Annotated in this window: 13 protein-coding genes; 5 read left to right on the forward strand and 8 right to left on the reverse strand. The window is 72.4% G+C overall.

Features of this window, described 5'->3' with window-relative positions; all coding sequences use genetic code 11:
• Positions 1-6: 6 nt before the first annotated feature.
• Entirely contained in the window at positions 7-771 is a 765-nt protein-coding gene (locus tag PV410_RS39280; protein ID WP_500331160.1) for a methyltransferase domain-containing protein, read from the forward strand.
• Positions 772-840: 69 nt separating this feature from the next.
• On the opposite strand, the gene PV410_RS39285 is transcribed toward PV410_RS39280, so the two are convergent.
• Genes PV410_RS39285 through PV410_RS39295 form a run of 3 tightly spaced genes read right to left on the reverse strand, consistent with a single transcriptional unit; the run spans position 841 to position 3,544 of the window.
• Positions 841-1,629 (reverse strand): amino acid ABC transporter ATP-binding protein, encoded by a 789-nt coding sequence (locus tag PV410_RS39285; protein ID WP_500331162.1) that lies wholly within the window; start codon positions 1,627-1,629, stop codon positions 841-843.
• Positions 1,626-2,576, reverse strand: a complete 951-nt coding sequence (locus tag PV410_RS39290; RefSeq protein WP_500331163.1) for an amino acid ABC transporter permease — start codon at positions 2,574-2,576, stop codon at positions 1,626-1,628. The genes PV410_RS39285 and PV410_RS39290 overlap by 4 nt, the downstream gene beginning before the upstream one ends.
• A gap of 26 nt (positions 2,577-2,602) precedes the next feature.
• Positions 2,603-3,544: an ABC transporter substrate-binding protein gene (locus PV410_RS39295; protein ID WP_500331165.1), complete on the reverse strand. Its 942-nt coding sequence runs from the start codon at positions 3,542-3,544 to the stop codon at positions 2,603-2,605.
• A gap of 499 nt (positions 3,545-4,043) precedes the next feature.
• Between PV410_RS39295 and PV410_RS39300 the strand changes: the two genes are divergently transcribed.
• The 3 genes from PV410_RS39300 to PV410_RS39310 all read left to right on the forward strand — a co-directional run bounded on the left by PV410_RS39300 (position 4,044) and on the right by PV410_RS39310 (position 9,500).
• The gene (locus PV410_RS39300; RefSeq protein ID WP_500331167.1) at positions 4,044-5,291 is read left to right on the forward strand and encodes an NAD(P)-dependent malic enzyme; all 1,248 of its coding nucleotides are present in this window, start codon (positions 4,044-4,046) and stop codon (positions 5,289-5,291) included.
• Between the two features lie 133 nt (positions 5,292-5,424).
• On the forward strand, positions 5,425-6,387 hold the full coding sequence (locus tag PV410_RS39305; protein ID WP_500331168.1) for a zinc-binding dehydrogenase: 963 nt from the start codon (positions 5,425-5,427) through the stop codon (positions 6,385-6,387).
• 224 nt (positions 6,388-6,611) lie between these two features.
• Positions 6,612-9,500, forward strand: a complete 2,889-nt coding sequence (locus PV410_RS39310) for a helix-turn-helix transcriptional regulator (RefSeq protein ID WP_500331170.1) — start codon at positions 6,612-6,614, stop codon at positions 9,498-9,500.
• A gap of 15 nt (positions 9,501-9,515) precedes the next feature.
• Here the strand turns inward: PV410_RS39310 and PV410_RS39315 are convergent, their stop codons facing one another.
• From PV410_RS39315 to PV410_RS39325, 3 genes are all read right to left on the reverse strand, one after another.
• Entirely contained in the window at positions 9,516-10,229 is a 714-nt protein-coding gene (locus PV410_RS39315; RefSeq protein WP_500331171.1) for a hypothetical protein, read from the reverse strand.
• 603 nt (positions 10,230-10,832) lie between these two features.
• Positions 10,833-11,738, reverse strand: coding sequence for a PadR family transcriptional regulator (locus tag PV410_RS39320; RefSeq protein WP_499513919.1), 906 nt, complete (start codon positions 11,736-11,738; stop codon positions 10,833-10,835).
• A 1-nt stretch (position 11,739) separates the two neighbouring features.
• Positions 11,740-12,609, reverse strand: a complete 870-nt coding sequence (locus tag PV410_RS39325; RefSeq protein ID WP_500331173.1) for a DUF4097 family beta strand repeat-containing protein — start codon at positions 12,607-12,609, stop codon at positions 11,740-11,742.
• Positions 12,610-12,867: 258 nt separating this feature from the next.
• Between PV410_RS39325 and PV410_RS39330 the strand changes: the two genes are divergently transcribed.
• The gene (locus tag PV410_RS39330) at positions 12,868-13,437 is read left to right on the forward strand and encodes a DUF4232 domain-containing protein (protein WP_500331174.1); all 570 of its coding nucleotides are present in this window, start codon (positions 12,868-12,870) and stop codon (positions 13,435-13,437) included.
• Positions 13,438-13,461: 24 nt separating this feature from the next.
• Here the strand turns inward: PV410_RS39330 and PV410_RS39335 are convergent, their stop codons facing one another.
• Positions 13,462-13,641 (reverse strand): DUF6104 family protein, encoded by a 180-nt coding sequence (locus PV410_RS39335; RefSeq protein ID WP_431967379.1) that lies wholly within the window; start codon positions 13,639-13,641, stop codon positions 13,462-13,464.
• A gap of 154 nt (positions 13,642-13,795) precedes the next feature.
• The coding region (locus tag PV410_RS39340; protein WP_500331176.1) for a multifunctional oxoglutarate decarboxylase/oxoglutarate dehydrogenase thiamine pyrophosphate-binding subunit/dihydrolipoyllysine-residue succinyltransferase subunit at positions 13,796-17,301 on the reverse strand (3,506 nt) is incomplete at its 5' end.

The following is a 17,301-nucleotide window of genomic DNA, read 5'->3' on the forward strand; positions in this document are numbered from 1 at the left end:
AACCGTATGTCCGACACCACTGCGGCGGTGACCGACTGGCAGGCCTGGCAGGACAGCTGGGACCGGCAGCAGGAGTGGTACCTGCCGAACCGCGAGGAGCGGTTCCGGGTCATGCTCGACATGGTGGAGGCGCTGATCGGCCCCGCACCCCGGGTGCTGGACCTGGCCTGCGGCACGGGCAGCATCTCCGACCGGCTGCTGCGGCGCTTCCCGGACGCCGTGTCGACCGGCGTGGACCTCGACCCGGCGCTGCTGGCGATCGCCCGCGGCCACTTCGCCGGCGAGCGCAGGATCGAGTTCGTCACCGCCGACCTGCGCGACCCGCACTGGCCGCAGGCCCTGCCGTACGACACCTACGACGCCGTGCTCACCGCGACCGCCCTGCACTGGCTGAAGCCCGGGCCGCTCGAGGCCCTGTACGGGACGCTGGCCGGCCTGCTGCTCGACGGCGGGGTGTTCCTCAACGCCGACCACATGCCCGACGCCTCGACGCCGCGGCTCAACGCGGCCGTGCGCGAGCTGGACCGGGCCCGCCGCGAGCGGCGGAGGGCGGAGGGCGTGCTGGACTGGGAGCAGTGGTGGGCCACTGCCAAGGCCGACCCCGTGCTGGCCGGTCCCACCGAGGAGCGGTTCGTGATCTACGGTTCCCACGCCGACGGCGACGAGCTGCCCCCGGCCTGGCACGCCGCGGCCCTGCGGGAGGCCGGCTTCGGCGAGGCCCGGGAGGTCTGGCGTTCGGTGTCGGATGCGATCGTCCTCGGGCTGAAGTGATCCGTACCCCGCAGCGGGGGAACGCGTGAGGGGCGGCGCCGATCGGCGCCGCCCCTCACGCACGCGCGGTCAGAGGACCTTGGAGAGGAAGGCCTTGGTGCGGTCGTGCTGCGGGTCGGTGAGCACGTCGCGCGGGTGGCCGGACTCGACGACGACGCCGTCGTCCATGAAGACCAGGGCGTCGCCGACCTCGCGGGCGAAGCCCATCTCATGGGTGACCACGATCATCGTCATGCCGTCCTCGGCGAGGCCCCGCATGACGTCCAGGACGTCGCCGACCAGCTCCGGGTCGAGCGCGGAGGTGGGCTCGTCGAAGAGCATCAGCTTCGGCTCCATCGCCAGCGCGCGGGCGATGGCCACCCGCTGCTGCTGACCACCGGAGAGCTGGGCGGGGTAGTGCCCGGCCTTGTCGCGCAGGCCGACCCGGTCCAGCAGGGCCAGCGCGCGCTCGCGGGCGACGGCCTTGGCCTCCTTCTTCACCCGCACCGGAGCCTCGATCACGTTCTCGATCGCGGTCATGTGGGGGAAGAGGTTGAAGCGCTGGAAGACCATGCCGATGTCGCGGCGCTTCGCGGCGACCTCGCGGTCCTTGAGCTCGTAGAGCTTGTCGCCCTTCTGCCGGTAGCCGACCAGCTCGCCGTCGACCGAGAGCCGGCCGCCGCTGATCTTCTCCAGGTGGTTGATGCACCGCAGGAAGGTGGACTTGCCCGAGCCCGACGGGCCGATCAGGCAGAACACCTCACGCGGGGCGACCTCCAGGTCGATGCCCTTGAGGATGTGGGCCAGGCCGAAGTGCTTGTGCACCGCCTCGGCCTTGACCATCGGGTGGGCGCCGGTGCCCTTGCTGAAGTCGGTCATCGTGCCACCTCCGGGCGGCGGAAGGTGCCCAGGTTGGCCTTGACCCGCTGCCACGGGGTGGGCGGCAGGTTGCGGGTCGTCCCGCGGGCGTAACGGCGCTCCAGGTAGTACTGGCCCACCGAGAACACCGAGGTGAGGACGAGGTACCAGACCGCGGCGAGGAAGAGCATCTCCACGGTGGCACCGGTGGTGTTGCCGATGTCGGTGGTGGAGCGCAGCAGTTCGGCGTACTGGGCGGCCTGCGCGGCCAGCGACGAGGTCTTCAGCATGTTGATGAACTCGTTGCCGGTCGGCGGGACGATCACCCGCATCGCCTGCGGCAGCACCACACGGCGCAGGTTCTGGCCCTGGGTCATGCCCAGCGCGTGCGACGCCTCGGTCTGGCCCTCGTCGACGGACTGGATGCCGGCCCGCACGATCTCGGACATGTACGCGGCCTCGTTCAGACCCAGGCCGAGCAGCGCGGCCATGAAGGGGGTCATGAACTGGTTCATCTCGTCCTTGTAGAAGCCGAGATTGATGACCGGGAAGATCAGCGCCAGGTTGAACCAGATGAGCAGCTGGACGTAGACCGGGGTGCCGCGGAAGAACCAGATGTAGCCCCAGGCCACCGAGGAGGTCACGGGGTTCTTCGACAGCCGCATCACCGCGAGCACGATGCCCAGGACCAGGCCCAGCGCCATCGAGACCACGGTGATGACGACCGTGTTCCGCAGGCCCTTGAGCACCGCGGAATCGAACAGGAAGTCCGGGATCGCCCCGTAGTTCACGTTCGCGTTGGCGAACGCGTTGACCAGCAGCCCGAGCACGGCGAGCACCAGGATCGCCGAGATCCAGCGGCCGTAGTGCCGTACGGGGATCGCCTTGATGGCCTCCGGGCGGGAGGCCTCGGCGGGCGGGGTCCCGGCCGGGGTGCCGGCCGGGACCTTGTCATTCGCTTCGGACATGGAGGGAAGCCTCTTGCTGTCGTGACTCAGGAGCCGCCGTTGATCTTGGCCTCGGTGACGGCGCCGTCGGTGACGCCCCACTTCTCCAGGACCTTGGTGTAGGAGCCGTCCTTGATGACGGCGGTCAGCGCGGCCTGCAGCGCGTCGCGCAGCTCGGTGTTGGTCTTGGCGACCGCGATGCCGTACGGGCCGGCCTCGACCTGCTCGCCGGCGAGCTCGAAGTCGTTGCCGCCGCCGGAGGTCTTCACGGCGTACGCGGCGACCGGGAAGTCGGAGACGTCGGCGACGACGCCGCCGGCCTTCAGGCGGGTCTGCGCCTCGGTGTCGGTGTCGAAGGCCTGGATCGACATCGGCTTGTCGCACTTCTGGGCCTTGAGCAGGTCCTGGGAAGTGGTGCCGCGCTGCACGGCCACCTTCTTGCCGCACAGGTCGGCGAGCGACTTGACGCCCTCCGGGTTGCCCTTCTTCACGATGATCGAGGAGCCCGCGGTGAAGTAGTCCACGAAGTCGACGCCCTCGCCGACCTTCTTGCCCGTGGAGGAGTCGACACCCTCCTGGCGGTCCTTGGTGTCGCTCATCGCGGACATCACCATGTCGTAGCGCTTGGCGCGCAGACCGGTGAGCAGGGTGTCGAAGGTGCCGTTGTTGAACTCGACCTTCACGCCGAGCTGCTTGGCCATCGCGTCGGCCAGGTCCGGGTCGATGCCGACGTTCTTGCCGTCCTTGACGAACTCCACCGGCGGGTACGCGATGTCCGAGCCGACCTTGAGCACGCCCGCCGACTGCACCGACTTCGGCAGCTTGTCGAAGAGGGGCGCCTTGGACGCGTCGCTCGACGCGGACGAGGAGCCGCCCTTGTCCGTCTGGTCGCCGCAACCGGTGAGGACGAGGGCGCCGGCGACCGCGATCGCTCCGACCGCGGCGAAGCGGCTCGTCACGGTCGAGCGACGGGTGGTACGTGCGGTCATTGCTGGTTCCTCCTGCGGGGAATCCTGGGAGCAGCCGATCTTCCGGGTACACACGTTCGGGTGTCGTGAACGCGTGTGATCTCCGCATCTTGCCATCCGGACACGTCCTCTTGGGTGTCCGGATGTGTCAAAATCGCATAACGGGCGATCCCCTGGCCCCCCACCAGGCCGGTACACCAAGGCCGGACCGTGATGGGGCCGTGCTGCGAAGTTGCGTGCATCACTTTCCTTGTCCCGCTATTCGGACGACTTGTTGCGTTGTGCGCAGAAGTTCCCGATGTGCGACACCGTGGTGCGGCGCACAGACTCGTCAGCGGAAACCGTCTTCCGGTACAACAGACCCTTACCCCTCACCGGGGGCCCCTCGGCGTGCGTGCGGCGCGCCTGGCCTCCGTCGCGCCCGGGACCACTCGAGTCCGGGTGTACGGAAGCCGAGCCCACCTATCCCCTGTTGTAGGGGGTAGTACCCTCATAGACAATTCGGACAAAGGGGTCAACAGTGGCAGCGGAGATTGTCAATCCTCGCACCGACGGCACGGACAGCACCGACAGCACCGATCACGCGGAGAGCGCCGACAGCGACGGCCCGGAAAGCCCCGTGGACCCGGTGTTCGCCCTCCACCGCGGCGGCAAGATGGAGGTGACCGCCACCGTCCCGGTGCGGAACGCCGACGACCTGTCGCTCGCCTACACGCCGGGCGTGGCCCGGGTGTGCACCGCCATCGCCGAGCAGCCCGAGCTGGTCCACGACTACACGTGGAAGTCCCAGGTCGTGGCCGTGGTCACGGACGGTACGGCGGTGCTGGGCCTCGGTGACATCGGCCCGGAGGCGTCCCTGCCGGTGATGGAGGGCAAGGCGATCCTCTTCAAGCAGTTCGGCGGCGTGGACGCGGTCCCGATCGCGCTCGCCACCACCGACGTGGACGAGATCGTCGACACCGTCGTGCGCCTCGCACCCTCCTTCGGCGGGGTGAACCTGGAGGACATCTCCGCCCCCCGCTGCTTCGAGATCGAGCGCAAGCTGCAGGAGCGCCTGGACATCCCGGTCTTCCACGACGACCAGCACGGCACGGCCGTCGTCACGCTCGCCGCGCTCCGCAACGCCACCCGGCTGACCGGGCGCGCGCTGGGCGAACTGCGCGCGGTGATCTCCGGGGCCGGTGCCGCGGGCGTCGCCATCGCCAAGATCCTCGTCGAGGCCGGCATCGGGGACGTCGCCGTCACCGACCGCAAGGGCGTGGTGCACGCGGGCCGCGAGGACCTGAACTCCGCCAAGCGCGAGCTCACCACGTACACCAACCGGGCCGGGCTCACCGGGACCCTGGAGGAGGCGCTCGCGGGTGCGGACGTCTTCATCGGCGTCTCCGGCGGCACCGTGGCGGAGGAGGCCGTGGCCACCATGGCGAAGGGCTGCTTCATCTTCGCGATGGCCAACCCCACGCCGGAGATCCACCCCGACGTGGCGCACAGGTACGCGGCCGTCGTCGCCACCGGGCGCAGCGACTTCCCGAACCAGATCAACAACGTGCTCGCCTTCCCCGGCATCTTCGCGGGCGCGCTGCAGGTGCGGGCCTCCCGGATCACCGAGGGCATGAAGATCGCCGCCGCCGAGGCGCTGGCCGCCGTCGTGGACGGCCAACTGTCCGCCGACTGCGTGATCCCCTCGCCCTTCGACGAGCGCGTGGCCCCCGCGGTCTCCGCCGCCGTGGCCGCGGCCGCACGCGCCGAGGGCGTCGCCCGGCGCTGAGCGCGCCGTACGCCCGCAGACCACGCCGCCCGCGCGGCGCGGTGCCCGCCGGTCGGGGGCACCGCACCGCGCGGCGCGTGTCACATCCCCGTGCGGTTACGCCGGGGCACCGCGCGGCGCTAGCGTCAAGGTCATGTTCGCTGCCTACGCCGCCCGAATCGACCGCGACCAGCCGCTGAGCGGCCTCGAACTCGGGGAGCGCCCCGAGCCGGAGGCACGGCCCGGCTGGAGCACCGTCACCGTCAAGGCCGCCTCCCTGAACCACCACGACCTGTGGTCGCTGCGCGGGGTGGGGCTCGGCGAGGAGAGCCTGCCGATGATCCTCGGCTGCGACGCCGCCGGGATCGACGAGCACGGCAACGAAGTCGTCGTCTACCCCGTCGTCGGCCTGAGCGGGCACGGGGTGGGCCCCGACGAGCCGCGCAGCATCCTCACCGAGAAGTACCAGGGCACCTTCGCCGAGAAGGTCTCCGTGCCCACCTGGAACCTGCTGCCCAAGCCGAAGGAGCTCTCCTTCGAGGAGGCCGCCTGCCTGCCCACGGCCTGGCTGACCGCCTACCGGATGCTCTTCACCAACGCGGGGGTGCGCCCCGGTGACTCGGTCCTGGTCCAGGGCGCGGGCGGCGGCGTCGCCACGGCCGCGATCGTGCTGGCCAAGGCCGCGGGCCTGCGGGTCTTCGCCACCAGCCGCGACGAGGCCAAGCGGGGGCGCGCCGAGGACCTCGGCGCCGACGCCGCCTTCGAGCCGGGCGCCCGGCTGCCGCAGCGCGTGGACGCGGTCATCGAGACCGTCGGCGCCGCGACCTGGTCCCACTCGGTCAAGTCCCTGCGCCCCGGCGGCACGCTGGTGATCTCCGGCGCGACCTCCGGGCCCAACCCGAAGGCCGCCGAGCTCAACCGGATCTTCTTCCTGGAACTCAAGGTCGTCGGCTCGACCATGGGCACCAAGGACGAGCTGGAGGATCTGCTGAGCTTCTGCGCCGTCACCGGGGTGCGCCCGGTCATCGACACCGTGCTGCCGCTGGACCGGGCCCGCGAGGGCTTCGAGAAGATGGCGGGCGGGGACCTGTTCGGGAAGGTCGTCCTGACGGTCTGAGGCCCGGCGCGTGGGTCCGCGGGCCTCAGCGGGCCCCGGGCCCAAGGCCGTTGGGAACGCCGGGAGAGCAGTACGTGCGCCGGCAGCCACACCGGCGCGGCGCCGCCCGGGACGTCCCCGATCGTCACCGCATGCCAGGGCCCACCATCCCGGTGGCTGCGGCATCACAAGGACTGCGGCAATCTGGTCCGCGACGTGGTGGCCGGAGACTTCGGGGTGGGGCGATGGACACGGAGAACGCGGTGGGGACCGGAAGTGCCGGGGGGACCGGTGGGGATGACGCACCGGGTGGACTGCGGCTGTTCGGCCGGGCGCGGGAGCGCGCGGAGCTGGACGGTCTGCTGGCCGGGCTCCCGGAACGGGGCGGGGCCGTCCTGCTGACCGGCGAGCCGGGGGTCGGCAAGAGCGAGTTGCTGGCCTACGCGGCGCGCGGTCACGCGGGGCGGGTCCTGCGGGCGCGCGGCGTGGAGTCCGAGGCGGTGCTTCCGTACTCCGTACTCGCCGACGTCCTGCTCCCACTGCGCGCACACTTCGCGGAGCTGCCGCCGCCTCAGCGGCGCGCGCTCGAAGGCTGCCTGGCGCTGTCGGAGCCGGCGGAGCCCACCCTGTACGCGGTGTGCTCGGGTGCCCTCGGCGTCCTGGCCGCGGCCGGGGATGCCGAACCGCTGCTCGTCCTCGTGGACGACCTGCAGTGGGCGGACTCGTCCTCCCGGCACGTGCTGCAGTTCGTGGCCCGCCGGCTCGAGCGGGAGCGCGTGCTGCTGGCCATGGCGACCCGGCACGGCGCCGAACCGGAGACGGGCTGGGCCGGCGTGCCCGGGCTGGCCCTGTCCGGCCTGGACGGCGCCGCCTGCGCGGAGCTGCTCCTGGGCATGGGGCTCGATCCGGAGGACGCCGCCGTGGCCCGGCTGGTGGAGCTGAGCCTCGGGAACCCCCTCGTACTGGTCGAGTACGCCGCGTTGCTGCGGGACAGGAGGCACGCTCCGGATCCGTCGGCGGACGAGGCAGAGGACCCCTTGGCCGGTGCCTGGTCCAGCCCCCGCCCGCTGGTCGAACGCGCCTGGCGGGGACCCTTGCGGGCACTGCCCCCGGCCGCCCGGGAGGCGCTGACCTACCTGGCGGCGAGCCGCTCGGGGGACGGCACCGTCTTCGAGACGGTGCTGGCCTCGGTGGGTCTGTCGACGGCAGCGCTGCAGCCGGCCGAGGTCGCCGGCCTCGTCGTCCTCGAACCGGGATCCGGGTACCGGCTGCGCCACCCCGTGCTGCGGGGGCTGGTGCTGCACGGATGCCCGCCGGCGCGACGGCTGCGGATGTACCGGGTCCTGGCCGACTGCGCTCCTCCCGAGCTCCGGGCCTGGTATCTCGCGGCGGCCGCCACGGGGCCCGACGAACAGGTGGCCAGGGCACTGGCGGACGCGGCCGAACAGGCGAGGCGGCGTGGTGCGCCGGGCAGCGCCGCGGAGACCTGGCACCGGGCCGCCGAGCTGTCTCCGGCGCCGTCCGACCGGGCGGTGCGCCTGCTCAACGCGGCGGTCGACGGTTTCCACAGCGGCGCCGCGCGCAAGACCGTCCACTGGTGCGAGGAGGCGCTGCGGTGGAGTCCGGACCTCCGCCTCACCGCGGACATCGACCTGGTCCGCGGACAGGCGCACGCCTGGCTGGGCGATCCCGGGCGCGCGCACCGCGTCCTGGTGTCGGCCGCCGAGAGCGTGCGCGCCGTCGACCCGCACCGCGCCGGTGTGCTGTACGGCGCAGCCACCTTGCCCACCGCCATGTCCGGGCAGACCGGCCTCGCGCTCGATCTCGCCCGCCGCTGCGCGGAGTTCACCGAGGGGACGGCCGGGACGGCCCCCTCCGGAACCGGCGGTGACGGGCACGGCGCACCGGGACGGCGGCCACGACTGGGCGGTGCCCTGCTCGGTGCCACCATGGCGCTGGCCGGCCAGGTGCGGGAAGGCAGGGAACTGCTGCTGCGGGAGCGGGCGGCCCTTCCCGAGGCCGTCACCCCCGAGCTGCAGCAACTGACGGTGCAGATAGGCGAGGCCCTCTCCTGGGCCGACGAGGACGCTGCCGCGGCCTCCCTGCTCGGCGAGGTCGTCGAGCGGATCCGGCGCGGCGCCTCGGTGGGACTGCTCGCCTACGCCCTGGCCGGCCGGTGCGAGGCCGAGAGCTGGCGGAACTGGGCGGCGGCGAGGGCCGACGCCGTCGAGGCCGTCCGCTGGGCACGCGAGCTGGGCCAGGTCACCATGGGCAGCTACGCCGCCATCCTGCTCGCCCGTATCGACGGGCGCCGCGGCGACCGCCAGGGCTGCGAGCGGCACATCGCGGCCTATCGGGAGCGGAACGGCTGGCCGGTGACGCACGGCCTGGAAGTCCTGGCTCTCGGGGCCCTCGGCTCGGCGGCACTCACCGCGGGTGACCCGGACGAGTGCGTTCGCCATCTGGAGCGGGCCTTCGCGCTCGCCGAGGACTGCGGGCTGGGCAATCCCAACATGCTGACCTTCGTGGCCGACCTGGCGGAGGCGCACGTCCGCGGCGGGAACCGCGACCGGGCGGCCGGCCTGGCCGACTGGCTCGACGAGCGGGCCCGGGCCACCGGCCTGGCCTGGCCCGAGGCGGCGACGGCACGCTGCCGCGGTCTGCTGGCGACCGACGCGGACGAGGCGGTACGGCTGTTCGCCGCGGCGGACCGGGCGCACGCCCGCCGGGAGATGCCCTTCGACCAGGCGCGGACGGCTCTGGTGCACGGGGAGGTGATGCGGCGGTTGCGCCGCCCCGCGGAGGCCCGCGTCCCGCTGCTCGCGGCCCTCACCACCTTCAGCGCGCTGGGCGCGCGTCCCTGGGCCGCGAGGGCGGAGGCCGAACTGGCGGCGGCCGGACACCGCGTCGCGCCGCAGCGGGCGCAGGTCTCCCTCGCCGACCTGCTGACCGCCCAGGAACTCCAGATAGCCCGCGCCGTCGCCGGGGGGCTGAGCAACCTGGAGACCGCCTCGACCCTGTTCCTGTCCCGCAAGACCGTGGAGGCGCACCTCACGCGGGTGTACCGCAAGCTCGGCATCCGGTCGCGCTCCGACCTCGCCCGTACGCTGGCGGCGGCCGGCATGGTGCGGTGAGCAGGCTCCGGGCGGTCAGCTCAGCGGTGTCCACAGCGTCTTGGTGACCGGTGGCCGCCCCTCCCGCAGCGTGACCTCCACCGGCTGCCCGGCCTCGGGGGGCCCCGGGACGGGGTCGCCGCCCTGCGCGCGGCACGCCAGTTCGGCGTCCTCGGGGAAGGCGCTCTCCCCGGCGGACGGCTTCCAGGCGTACGGCACCCCGTGGACGGTGACGCGGAGCACCGGTGACGCGGACCCGTCCGCGGTGAAGGCGGACCGCCACGCGGCCCCGGCCAGGGAACGGGCCGGGTGGGGATTGCGGATGATCACCGTGACCCCGTGCCCGTCGCCGGTGACCCACGCCGTCAGGCGTATGCCGTCGGGGAGGGGGACGTGCGTCCCGGTCGCCTTCGGGGGCACGGGCGGGGGCACGGGCGGGGCCGCGGGTGCGCCCCGCCGGGGGAGTGTCGGGGGAGTCACCATGCGCCCGGCGATCCTGCCCCGGGGGGATTCCTCGACGGCGGACCTGCGCAAGGCGACCTCCGAGCGGGAGCGGGGCGGCCGGTCGAGGTCGACGACCTCGGGTGCCTCGGCTGCCGTGCCCCTGAGGCTTTCGGCGACCATGCCGACGAGCCGGACGACGGTCCCGCGGAGCGTGCCCGAGCCGGTTCCGGCGGTGGCCGTCTCGCGTCCGCCGTTCCGGGCGCCGCCCTGGGTCCTCCGGGGTTCATGGGCGTTCCTGAGCGTCACGGGCACCGCCTCCGTCCGATCGGGCAGGAACTGCGCCCCGCACCGTGCGGGACGGCCGTCGTCATCGGGTCACCGGGATTCCCGCCGCTCGGACACCGCCCCCGGCACTGTGGCCACCGGGAAGTCGACCGGCCGGGCCGCCGCCGGGCCGCGGGCACGGCTCCCCCTGGGCCGGCCTGCGCGCACCCGACGGCGCCCGGCCGGAGCCGGTGCCGTCGCATCGGAGAGCCTGCCAGCGGGCGGGGGCCGCGGCATCGGGGAACTCCCTACGTCCTCCGCCACGGGTCCCGCTCGGGTCCGGACGTCCGGACTTCCGCCCCGCCGGCGGGGCCCCGGACGCATCGGGGACGACCCCGTCCGGGCCCTGCGGCCAGGGCGTGTCTGATGAATCCCGCCTGGCTCGTGACGCTCCCCCAGCTGGCGCTGGGAGGTGCCCCCAGGCACGGCACTCCCCCAGCCTTCGGCCGGGGGTGCCCCCACGCCGCGTTGTCGGAGTCGTCCACGTACGTCCAGTACGAGGCCGATCCTCCGCCTTGCGATAGCACGCACCAGCCGCCACGAGCCCCGCCGTCCGGGCGGACGGCGCTATTCATGGGACACGCCCTAGTCCCGGCCCTTGTGCTTGCCGCGCAGCACGACGCCGATGTGGGCGGCCGCCGTGGACAGATGGCGGCGGACCTCGCGCAACTGCTCGGCGTCCACGCCGTTGTCGCGGGCGGCGTCGCGGACGTCGTCGCGGAAGCGGTCCAGCAGGCGCTCCAGGTCGCGGGCAGGGTCCTCGGTCACGGCGGCGTCCTCCGCGCCCCACTCGGGCGCCTCGGCGGGCTCGGGCTTCACATACGGCGGCCAGGAGGTGGAGGTGCGGCCGAACTGGCCGAGCTCCCGGGTGAGTTCCGCCAGCCCCTCGCGGACGCCGGTCTGCCAGTCGCCGCGCCGGACGTGGTCCTGGACCTCCTCCTGGACGCGGCGCGCGATGCGCTGCACCTCGTCCCGTGCGGCGTCCTGGGCCTCCTTGGCGGCGCGCTTGGCGGTGCGGGCCTCCTCGCGGGCCTGCCGGATCTCCTCCTTGGAGCGGCGCATCTGCTCCTTCCAGTCCGCCGGGGAGGACTTCGGCTGGGTGTGCGCCGCCTGCTGGGCGGCCGCCCGGATCTCGCGGCGCAGGTCGCCCGCGGCGCCGCGGACGTCCTCGCGGATCTCGGCGGCGAGCGTGGAGACGGAGTCGCGGATCTCGTTCTCCAGGTCGGCGATCTCGTCGCTGCGGGAGGCGAGTTCCGCGCGGCCCGCGTCGGTGATCGAGTACACCTTGCGGCCGCCCTCCGTGGAGTGGGTGACCAGGCCCTCCTTCTCCAGCTTGGCCAGCCGCGGGTAGACGGTGCCGGCGGAGGGGGCGTACAGGCCGTGGAAGCGCTCCTCCAGCAGCCGGATCACCTCGTAACCGTGACGGGGGGCCTCGTCCAGCAGCTTGAGCAGGTAGAGGCGGAGCCGGCCGTGGGCGAAGACGGGGGCCATCTCAGACGTCCTTCCGGAACGGATCGGCGTCCGCGGGTCCGTGGTCCTCCTGGGGCGGGCGGCGCAGCAGCGCGATGGCGCCCGACACCGTGGTGGCCTTGAGCCGGGAGCCGCCGGACCCCATCCGGCCGGAGATCCGCTTGGCGCCCCACTGCCCGCTGACCCGCAGCTCGTCGAAGGCGCAGGAGACGTCGCCGCTGGTGGTGTTGGCGTCCACCTCGGCGTCCCCAGGCTCCGGGATGCGGATCGCGATCTCCCCGGAGACCGAGGTCAGGCGGACGTCCGCGCCGCTGCGCGGGTCCAGGTCGAGCACCATGTTGCCGCTGACCGAGTCGGCCTTGACGGCGGCGCCGCTGCCCTCGACCACGGTCAGGTCGCCCGAGACGGTGTTGACCCGCAGGTCGCCGGAGACCGCCTGGGCCTCCACGTTCCCCGCGACCGTCTCGGCGGTCACCGGGCCGGCCTGGCCGACCAGCGTGATGTCGCCGTTGACGCCCCGTACGGCGGTGCGGTCCGAGATCCCCGAGATCACGGCGTTCGCCCCGACCACCCCCACCGACACGCTGGTGCGCTGCGGGACGGCGAGCGAGACGACGGCGTGCCGCCGCCAGCCCTTGCGGTCGAGCCACTTGAGCAGGCCCTTCCAGGGCAGGTCCTCGTAGGTGACGGTGAGCGTGCCGCCCTCGTGCGACACGATCAGCGGGGGGCCGTCGAGCTCGCTCACCTCCAGCCGGGCCGGGCCCTCGTCGACGCCGACCACGTTGACGGCGCCGTTGACGATCCGGACGTGCAGGGTGTCGACGCTCGCGTCGAAGACCATCTTGTGCGGCTCGGTGACCGTCCACTCCCGTGAGCCGGGGGTTCCGCTCATTTCGCCCCTCCTTGGGGTCACCCGGGCACGCCGGGTCAACGCCGACAACGCAACATATCGCGTCTCTCCGATAGACACGATATATCGCGTGGATCGGAAGTCAAGGGAGCGCCGTGCGCGCCCCGGTGGCGGTTCGCGGCGGAACGGCGCCCGGACGCGGCCGGTCACGCGGCGAACGGGTGAGGTCCTCCCCGCGGGGCGCGGCGCCGTGCGCGCCGCGAGCGCCCGTACGGGCGCCGGGTGATGTGCTCATCCCCCATGGGCCCTCGAACCGCCACCGCCACCGCCGCGACCGTCCTGCTCCTGACGGGCCTCGCCCTGGCCGCCTGCGGCACCCGTACCGGGACCGGTGGGCCCGCCGCCGAGGTGAGCCCCGCGAACGCCCGGGTGAGCGCCTGCACGGCCGGCACGACCGCCGTGCGCTTCCTGGCCGCCACCGTCCACGCGACCGCCTCGCAGCCCGCGGTCGCCCGGGTCGAGGTCACCAACACCTCGGGCGCCCCCTGCACGCTGACCGGCGCCACGACCCTCACCGCGAGGGACGACCAGGACAAGGCCGCCCCCGTCGAGGCGGACAACTCCGCGGCCGGCACCGGAGCCGTGGAGCTCCGCGGGGGCACCACGGCCGTCGCCGACGTCCGCTACACCGACCTCAACGTCGAGGGGACCCCCTCGGCGCGCGAGGTCTGCCCCGTCCAGGCCTCCCGGGTGCAGGTCGCGCTCCCCGACGACGTGGCCCGTACGGTCGAGGTCACCACGGCCGACGGCACCCCGGCGGTCTTCAGCGTCTGCGGCGACGGGGTCCGGTTCGGCGCCTTCCGCACCTGAGCCCGGCGGTCCCGCCGCTCGCGGCTACTCGTCCTCGTCGTCGTCCAGCCGGGCCAGCCACGTCGCCAGCCGCTCCACCGGGATCTCGAACTCGGGGTTGAGGTCGACGAACTCCCGCAGCCGCTCGGCGAGCCACTCGAAGGTGACCTCCTCCTGGCCGCGCCGGTTCTCCAGCTCCTCGATGCCGCGGTCGGTGAAGTACAAGGGGTGCTCCGGATCAGGGTCGAAGGATGACGTACCAGGCCAGGATAGGTACTCCCGCCGCCCGGGCCGGGGGCCCCTCCTGCCGGCGTACGCGCAGGGGCCCCGCACTCGACGAGTGCGGGGCCCCTGCGCGTCGTACCGGGGACTACGGGCCTCAGAGCTCGAAGACCTCGTGCACCAGCTGCTCCTGCTCCTGCTGGTGCCGCTTGGCGGAACCGACCGCCGGCGACGAGGAGGACGGACGCGACACACGACGCAGCCGGTCGGCGTTGTCGGGCGCGGCGCCGAGCACCAGGTCGAGGTGGTCGATCAGGTTGAGGGCGATGAACGGCCAGGCACCCTGGTTGGCCGGCTCGTCCTGGGCCCAGACATACTTCTGGGCCTTGGTGAACGGGGCCAGGGCGGCCTGGATCTCCAGGCCCGGCAGCGGGTAGAGACGCTCGATGCGGATGAGGGCGGTGTCGAAGGCACCACGCTTCTCGCGCTCGGCGACGAGGTCGTAGTAGACCTTGCCGGAGCAGAAGACGACCTTGCGGACGTCCTCGGGCTTGACGGTGCTGTCACCGATGACCGGCTGGAACTGGCCGGAGGTGAACTCCTCCGTCTTCGAGGTCGCCGCCTTCAGGCGCAGCATCGACTTCGGGGTGAAGACGATGAGCGGCTTGTGGTGCGGGTTGTGGACCTGCCACCGCAGGAGGTGGAAGTAGTTCGCCGGGGTGGTCGGGACCGCGACCGTCATGTTGTTCTGCGCGCACAGCTGCAGGAAGCGCTCGATGCGGGCGGAGGAGTGGTCCGGGCCCTGGCCCTCGTAGCCGTGCGGCAGCAGGAGGGTGACGCCGGAGGTCTGGCCCCACTTCTGCTCGGCGGAGGAGATGAACTCGTCGACGACGGTCTGGGCGCCGTTGACGAAGTCACCGAACTGGGCCTCCCAGGCGACCAGCGCGTCCGGGCGGGCCAGCGAGTAGCCGTACTCGAAGCCCATCGCCGCGTACTCGCTGAGCAGCGAGTCGTAGACGTTGTAGCGCGCCTGGTCCTCGGCGAGGTAGAGCAGCGGGGTGTAGTCCTCGCCGGTCTCCCGGTCGACCAGGACGGCGTGCCGCTGGCCGAAGGTGCCGCGGCGGGAGTCCTGGCCGGCGAGCCGGACCGGGGTGCCCTCCATCAGCAGGGAGCCGATGGCGAGGGTCTCGCCCATGGCCCAGTCGATGGTGTCGTCCTCGACCATGGCCGCGCGGCGCTGCAGCTGCGGCATCAGACGCGGGTGGACGGTGATCCGCTCGGGGATGTTGACCTGGGAGGCCGCGATCCGCTTGACGGTCTCCTGGCTGATCGCGGTGTCCGCCGGGACGGGGAACTCCGGGCCGGTGGCCTGGTTCTCCTCCTCCTGCGGGGCGGCCGGCGCGGTCGCCTCGCGGACCTCGGTGAAGACCTTCTCCAGCTGGCCCTGGTAGTCCTGCAGGACCTGCTCGGCCTCCTCCAGGGTGATGTCGCCGCGACCGATGAGGGACTCGGTGTAGAGCTTGCGCACCGAGCGCTTCTTGTCGATCAGGTCGTACATCAGCGGCTGGGTGAAGGACGGGTTGTCGGCCTCGTTGTGACCGCGGCGGCGGTAGCAGATGAGGTCGATGACGACGTCCTTGTTGAACGCCTGGCGGAACTCGAAGGCGAGCCGCGCGACGCGGACCACGGCCTCCGGGTCGTCGCCGTTCACGTGGAAGATCGGCGCCTCGATCATGCGCGCGACGTCGGTGGAGTACATCGACGAGCGCGAGGACTCCGGGGCGGCGGTGAAGCCGACCTGGTTGTTGATCACCACGTGCACGGTGCCGCCGGTGCGGTAGCCGCGCAGCTGCGACATGTTCAGGGTCTCCGCGACGACGCCCTGGCCGGCGAAGGCCGCGTCGCCGTGGAGCACGACCGGCATGACGGTGAAGTCCGTGCCGCCCTTGCCGATGACGTCCTGCTTGGCACGGGCGATGCCCTCGACGATCGGGTCGACCGCCTCCAGGTGCGAGGGGTTCGCGGCCAGCGAGACGGTGATCTGCTCGCCGTCCAGGCCGGTGAAGGTGCCCTGGGCGCCCAGGTGGTACTTCACGTCGCCGGAGCCGTGCATCGACTTCGGGTCGAGGTTGCCCTCGAACTCGCGGAAGATCTGCGCGTACGACTTGCCGACGATGTTGGCCAGCACGTTCAGCCGGCCGCGGTGGGCCATGCCGATGACGACCTCGTCCAGCCGCGATTCGGCGGCGGCGTCGATGACGGCGTCGAGGAGCGGGATGACGGACTCGCCGCCCTCCAGGGAGAAGCGCTTCTGGCCGACGTACTTCGTCTGCAGGAAGGTCTCGAAGGCCTCCGCGGCGTTGAGGCGGCGCAGGATGCGCAGCTGCTCGTCGCGCTCGGGCTTGGTGTGCGGGCGCTCGACGCGGTCCTGGATCCACTTGCGCTGCAGCGGGTCCTGGATGTGCATGAACTCGATGCCGACGGTGCGGCAGTACGAGTCGCGCAGCACACCGAGGATGTCGCGCAGCTTCATCAGCGACTTGCCGGCGAAACCGCCGACGGCGAAGTCACGCTCCAGGTCCCACAGGGTGAGGCCGTGCTCGGTGATGTCGAGGTCGGGGTGCTTGCGCTGCTTGTACTCCAGCGGGTCGGTGTCGGCCATGACGTGGCCGCGGACCCGGTAGGAGTGGATCAGCTCGAAGACGCGGGCGGCCTTGGTGACGTCGTCGTCGTGGCTGGCGTCGATGTCCTTGAGCCAGCGGACCGGCTCGTAGGGGATGCGCAGCGCCTTGAAGATGTCGTCGAAGAAGTTGTTCTCGCCCAGCAGGAGCTGGTTCATGATGCGCAGGAACTCGCCCGACGCCGCACCCTGGATGACCCGGTGGTCGTAGGTGCTGGTCAGCGTCATGACCTTGGAGATGCCCAGCTTGTTCAGGGTGTCCTGCGAGGTGCCCTGGAACTCGGCGGGGTAGTCCATGGAGCCGACGCCGAGGATCACCGACTGGCCGGGCATCAGGCGCGGCACCGAGTGGACGGTGCCGATGCCGCCGGGGTTGGTGAGCGAGACGGTGACGCCGGAGAAGTCGTCCATCGTCAGCTTGCCGATGCGGGCGCGGCGGACGATGTCCTCGTAGGCCTGCCAGAACTCGAAGAAGTTGAGGGTCTCGGCCTTCTTGATGGCCGCGACGACCAGCTGGCGGTCGCCGTTGGGCTTGACCAGGTCGATGGCGAGGCCCAGGTTGACGTGGTCGGGCTTGACCAGCGTCGGCTTGCCGTCCTTCTCCGCGAACGACCAGTTCATCGCGGGCATGATCTTCAGCGCCTGCACCATGGCGTAGCCGATGATGTGCGTGAAGGAGACCTTGCCGCCACGGGCGCGCTTGAGGTGGTTGTTGATGACGATGCGGTTGTCGAACAGCAGCTTCACCGGGACGGCGCGCACGGACGTGGCCGTGGGCAGCTCCAGCGAGGCGTGCATGTTCTTCGCCACGGCCGCGGAAGGGCCGCGCAGCGTCACGTACTCGGGTCCCTGGGCAGCCTCGGTGGCCGGGGCGGCCTTGGCCGTCGGCTGCGGCTGCGCCGGAGTGGGCTTCTCGACGGCGGGCTTCGCGGGGGCCGGAGCGGCCGGGGCGGGGGCCGGGGCCTGGGCGGCCGGGGCCGGCG

Origin of the sequence: Streptomyces sp. PA03-5A (assembly GCF_033792725.1) — a bacterium.
Lineage (GTDB): Bacteria > Actinomycetota > Actinomycetes > Streptomycetales > Streptomycetaceae > Actinacidiphila.

Excerpts from the sequence above, each read along its gene's own strand:
- PV410_RS39295 (WP_500331165.1), bottom strand. The coding sequence starts at position 3,544 with ATGACCGCACGTACCACCCGTCGCTCGACCGTGACGAGCCGCTTCGCC.
- PV410_RS39290 (WP_500331163.1), bottom strand. The coding sequence starts at position 2,576 with ATGTCCGAAGCGAATGACAAGGTCCCGGCCGGCACCCCGGCCGGGACC.
- PV410_RS39320 (WP_499513919.1), bottom strand. The coding sequence starts at position 11,738 with ATGGCCCCCGTCTTCGCCCACGGCCGGCTCCGCCTCTACCTGCTCAAG.
- PV410_RS39310 (WP_500331170.1), top strand. The coding sequence starts at position 6,612 with ATGGACACGGAGAACGCGGTGGGGACCGGAAGTGCCGGGGGGACCGGT.
- PV410_RS39285 (WP_500331162.1), bottom strand. The coding sequence starts at position 1,629 with ATGACCGACTTCAGCAAGGGCACCGGCGCCCACCCGATGGTCAAGGCC.
- PV410_RS39280 (WP_500331160.1), top strand. The coding sequence starts at position 7 with ATGTCCGACACCACTGCGGCGGTGACCGACTGGCAGGCCTGGCAGGAC.
- PV410_RS39325 (WP_500331173.1), bottom strand. The coding sequence starts at position 12,609 with ATGAGCGGAACCCCCGGCTCACGGGAGTGGACGGTCACCGAGCCGCAC.
- PV410_RS39330 (WP_500331174.1), top strand. The coding sequence starts at position 12,868 with ATGGGCCCTCGAACCGCCACCGCCACCGCCGCGACCGTCCTGCTCCTG.
- PV410_RS39305 (WP_500331168.1), top strand. The coding sequence starts at position 5,425 with ATGTTCGCTGCCTACGCCGCCCGAATCGACCGCGACCAGCCGCTGAGC.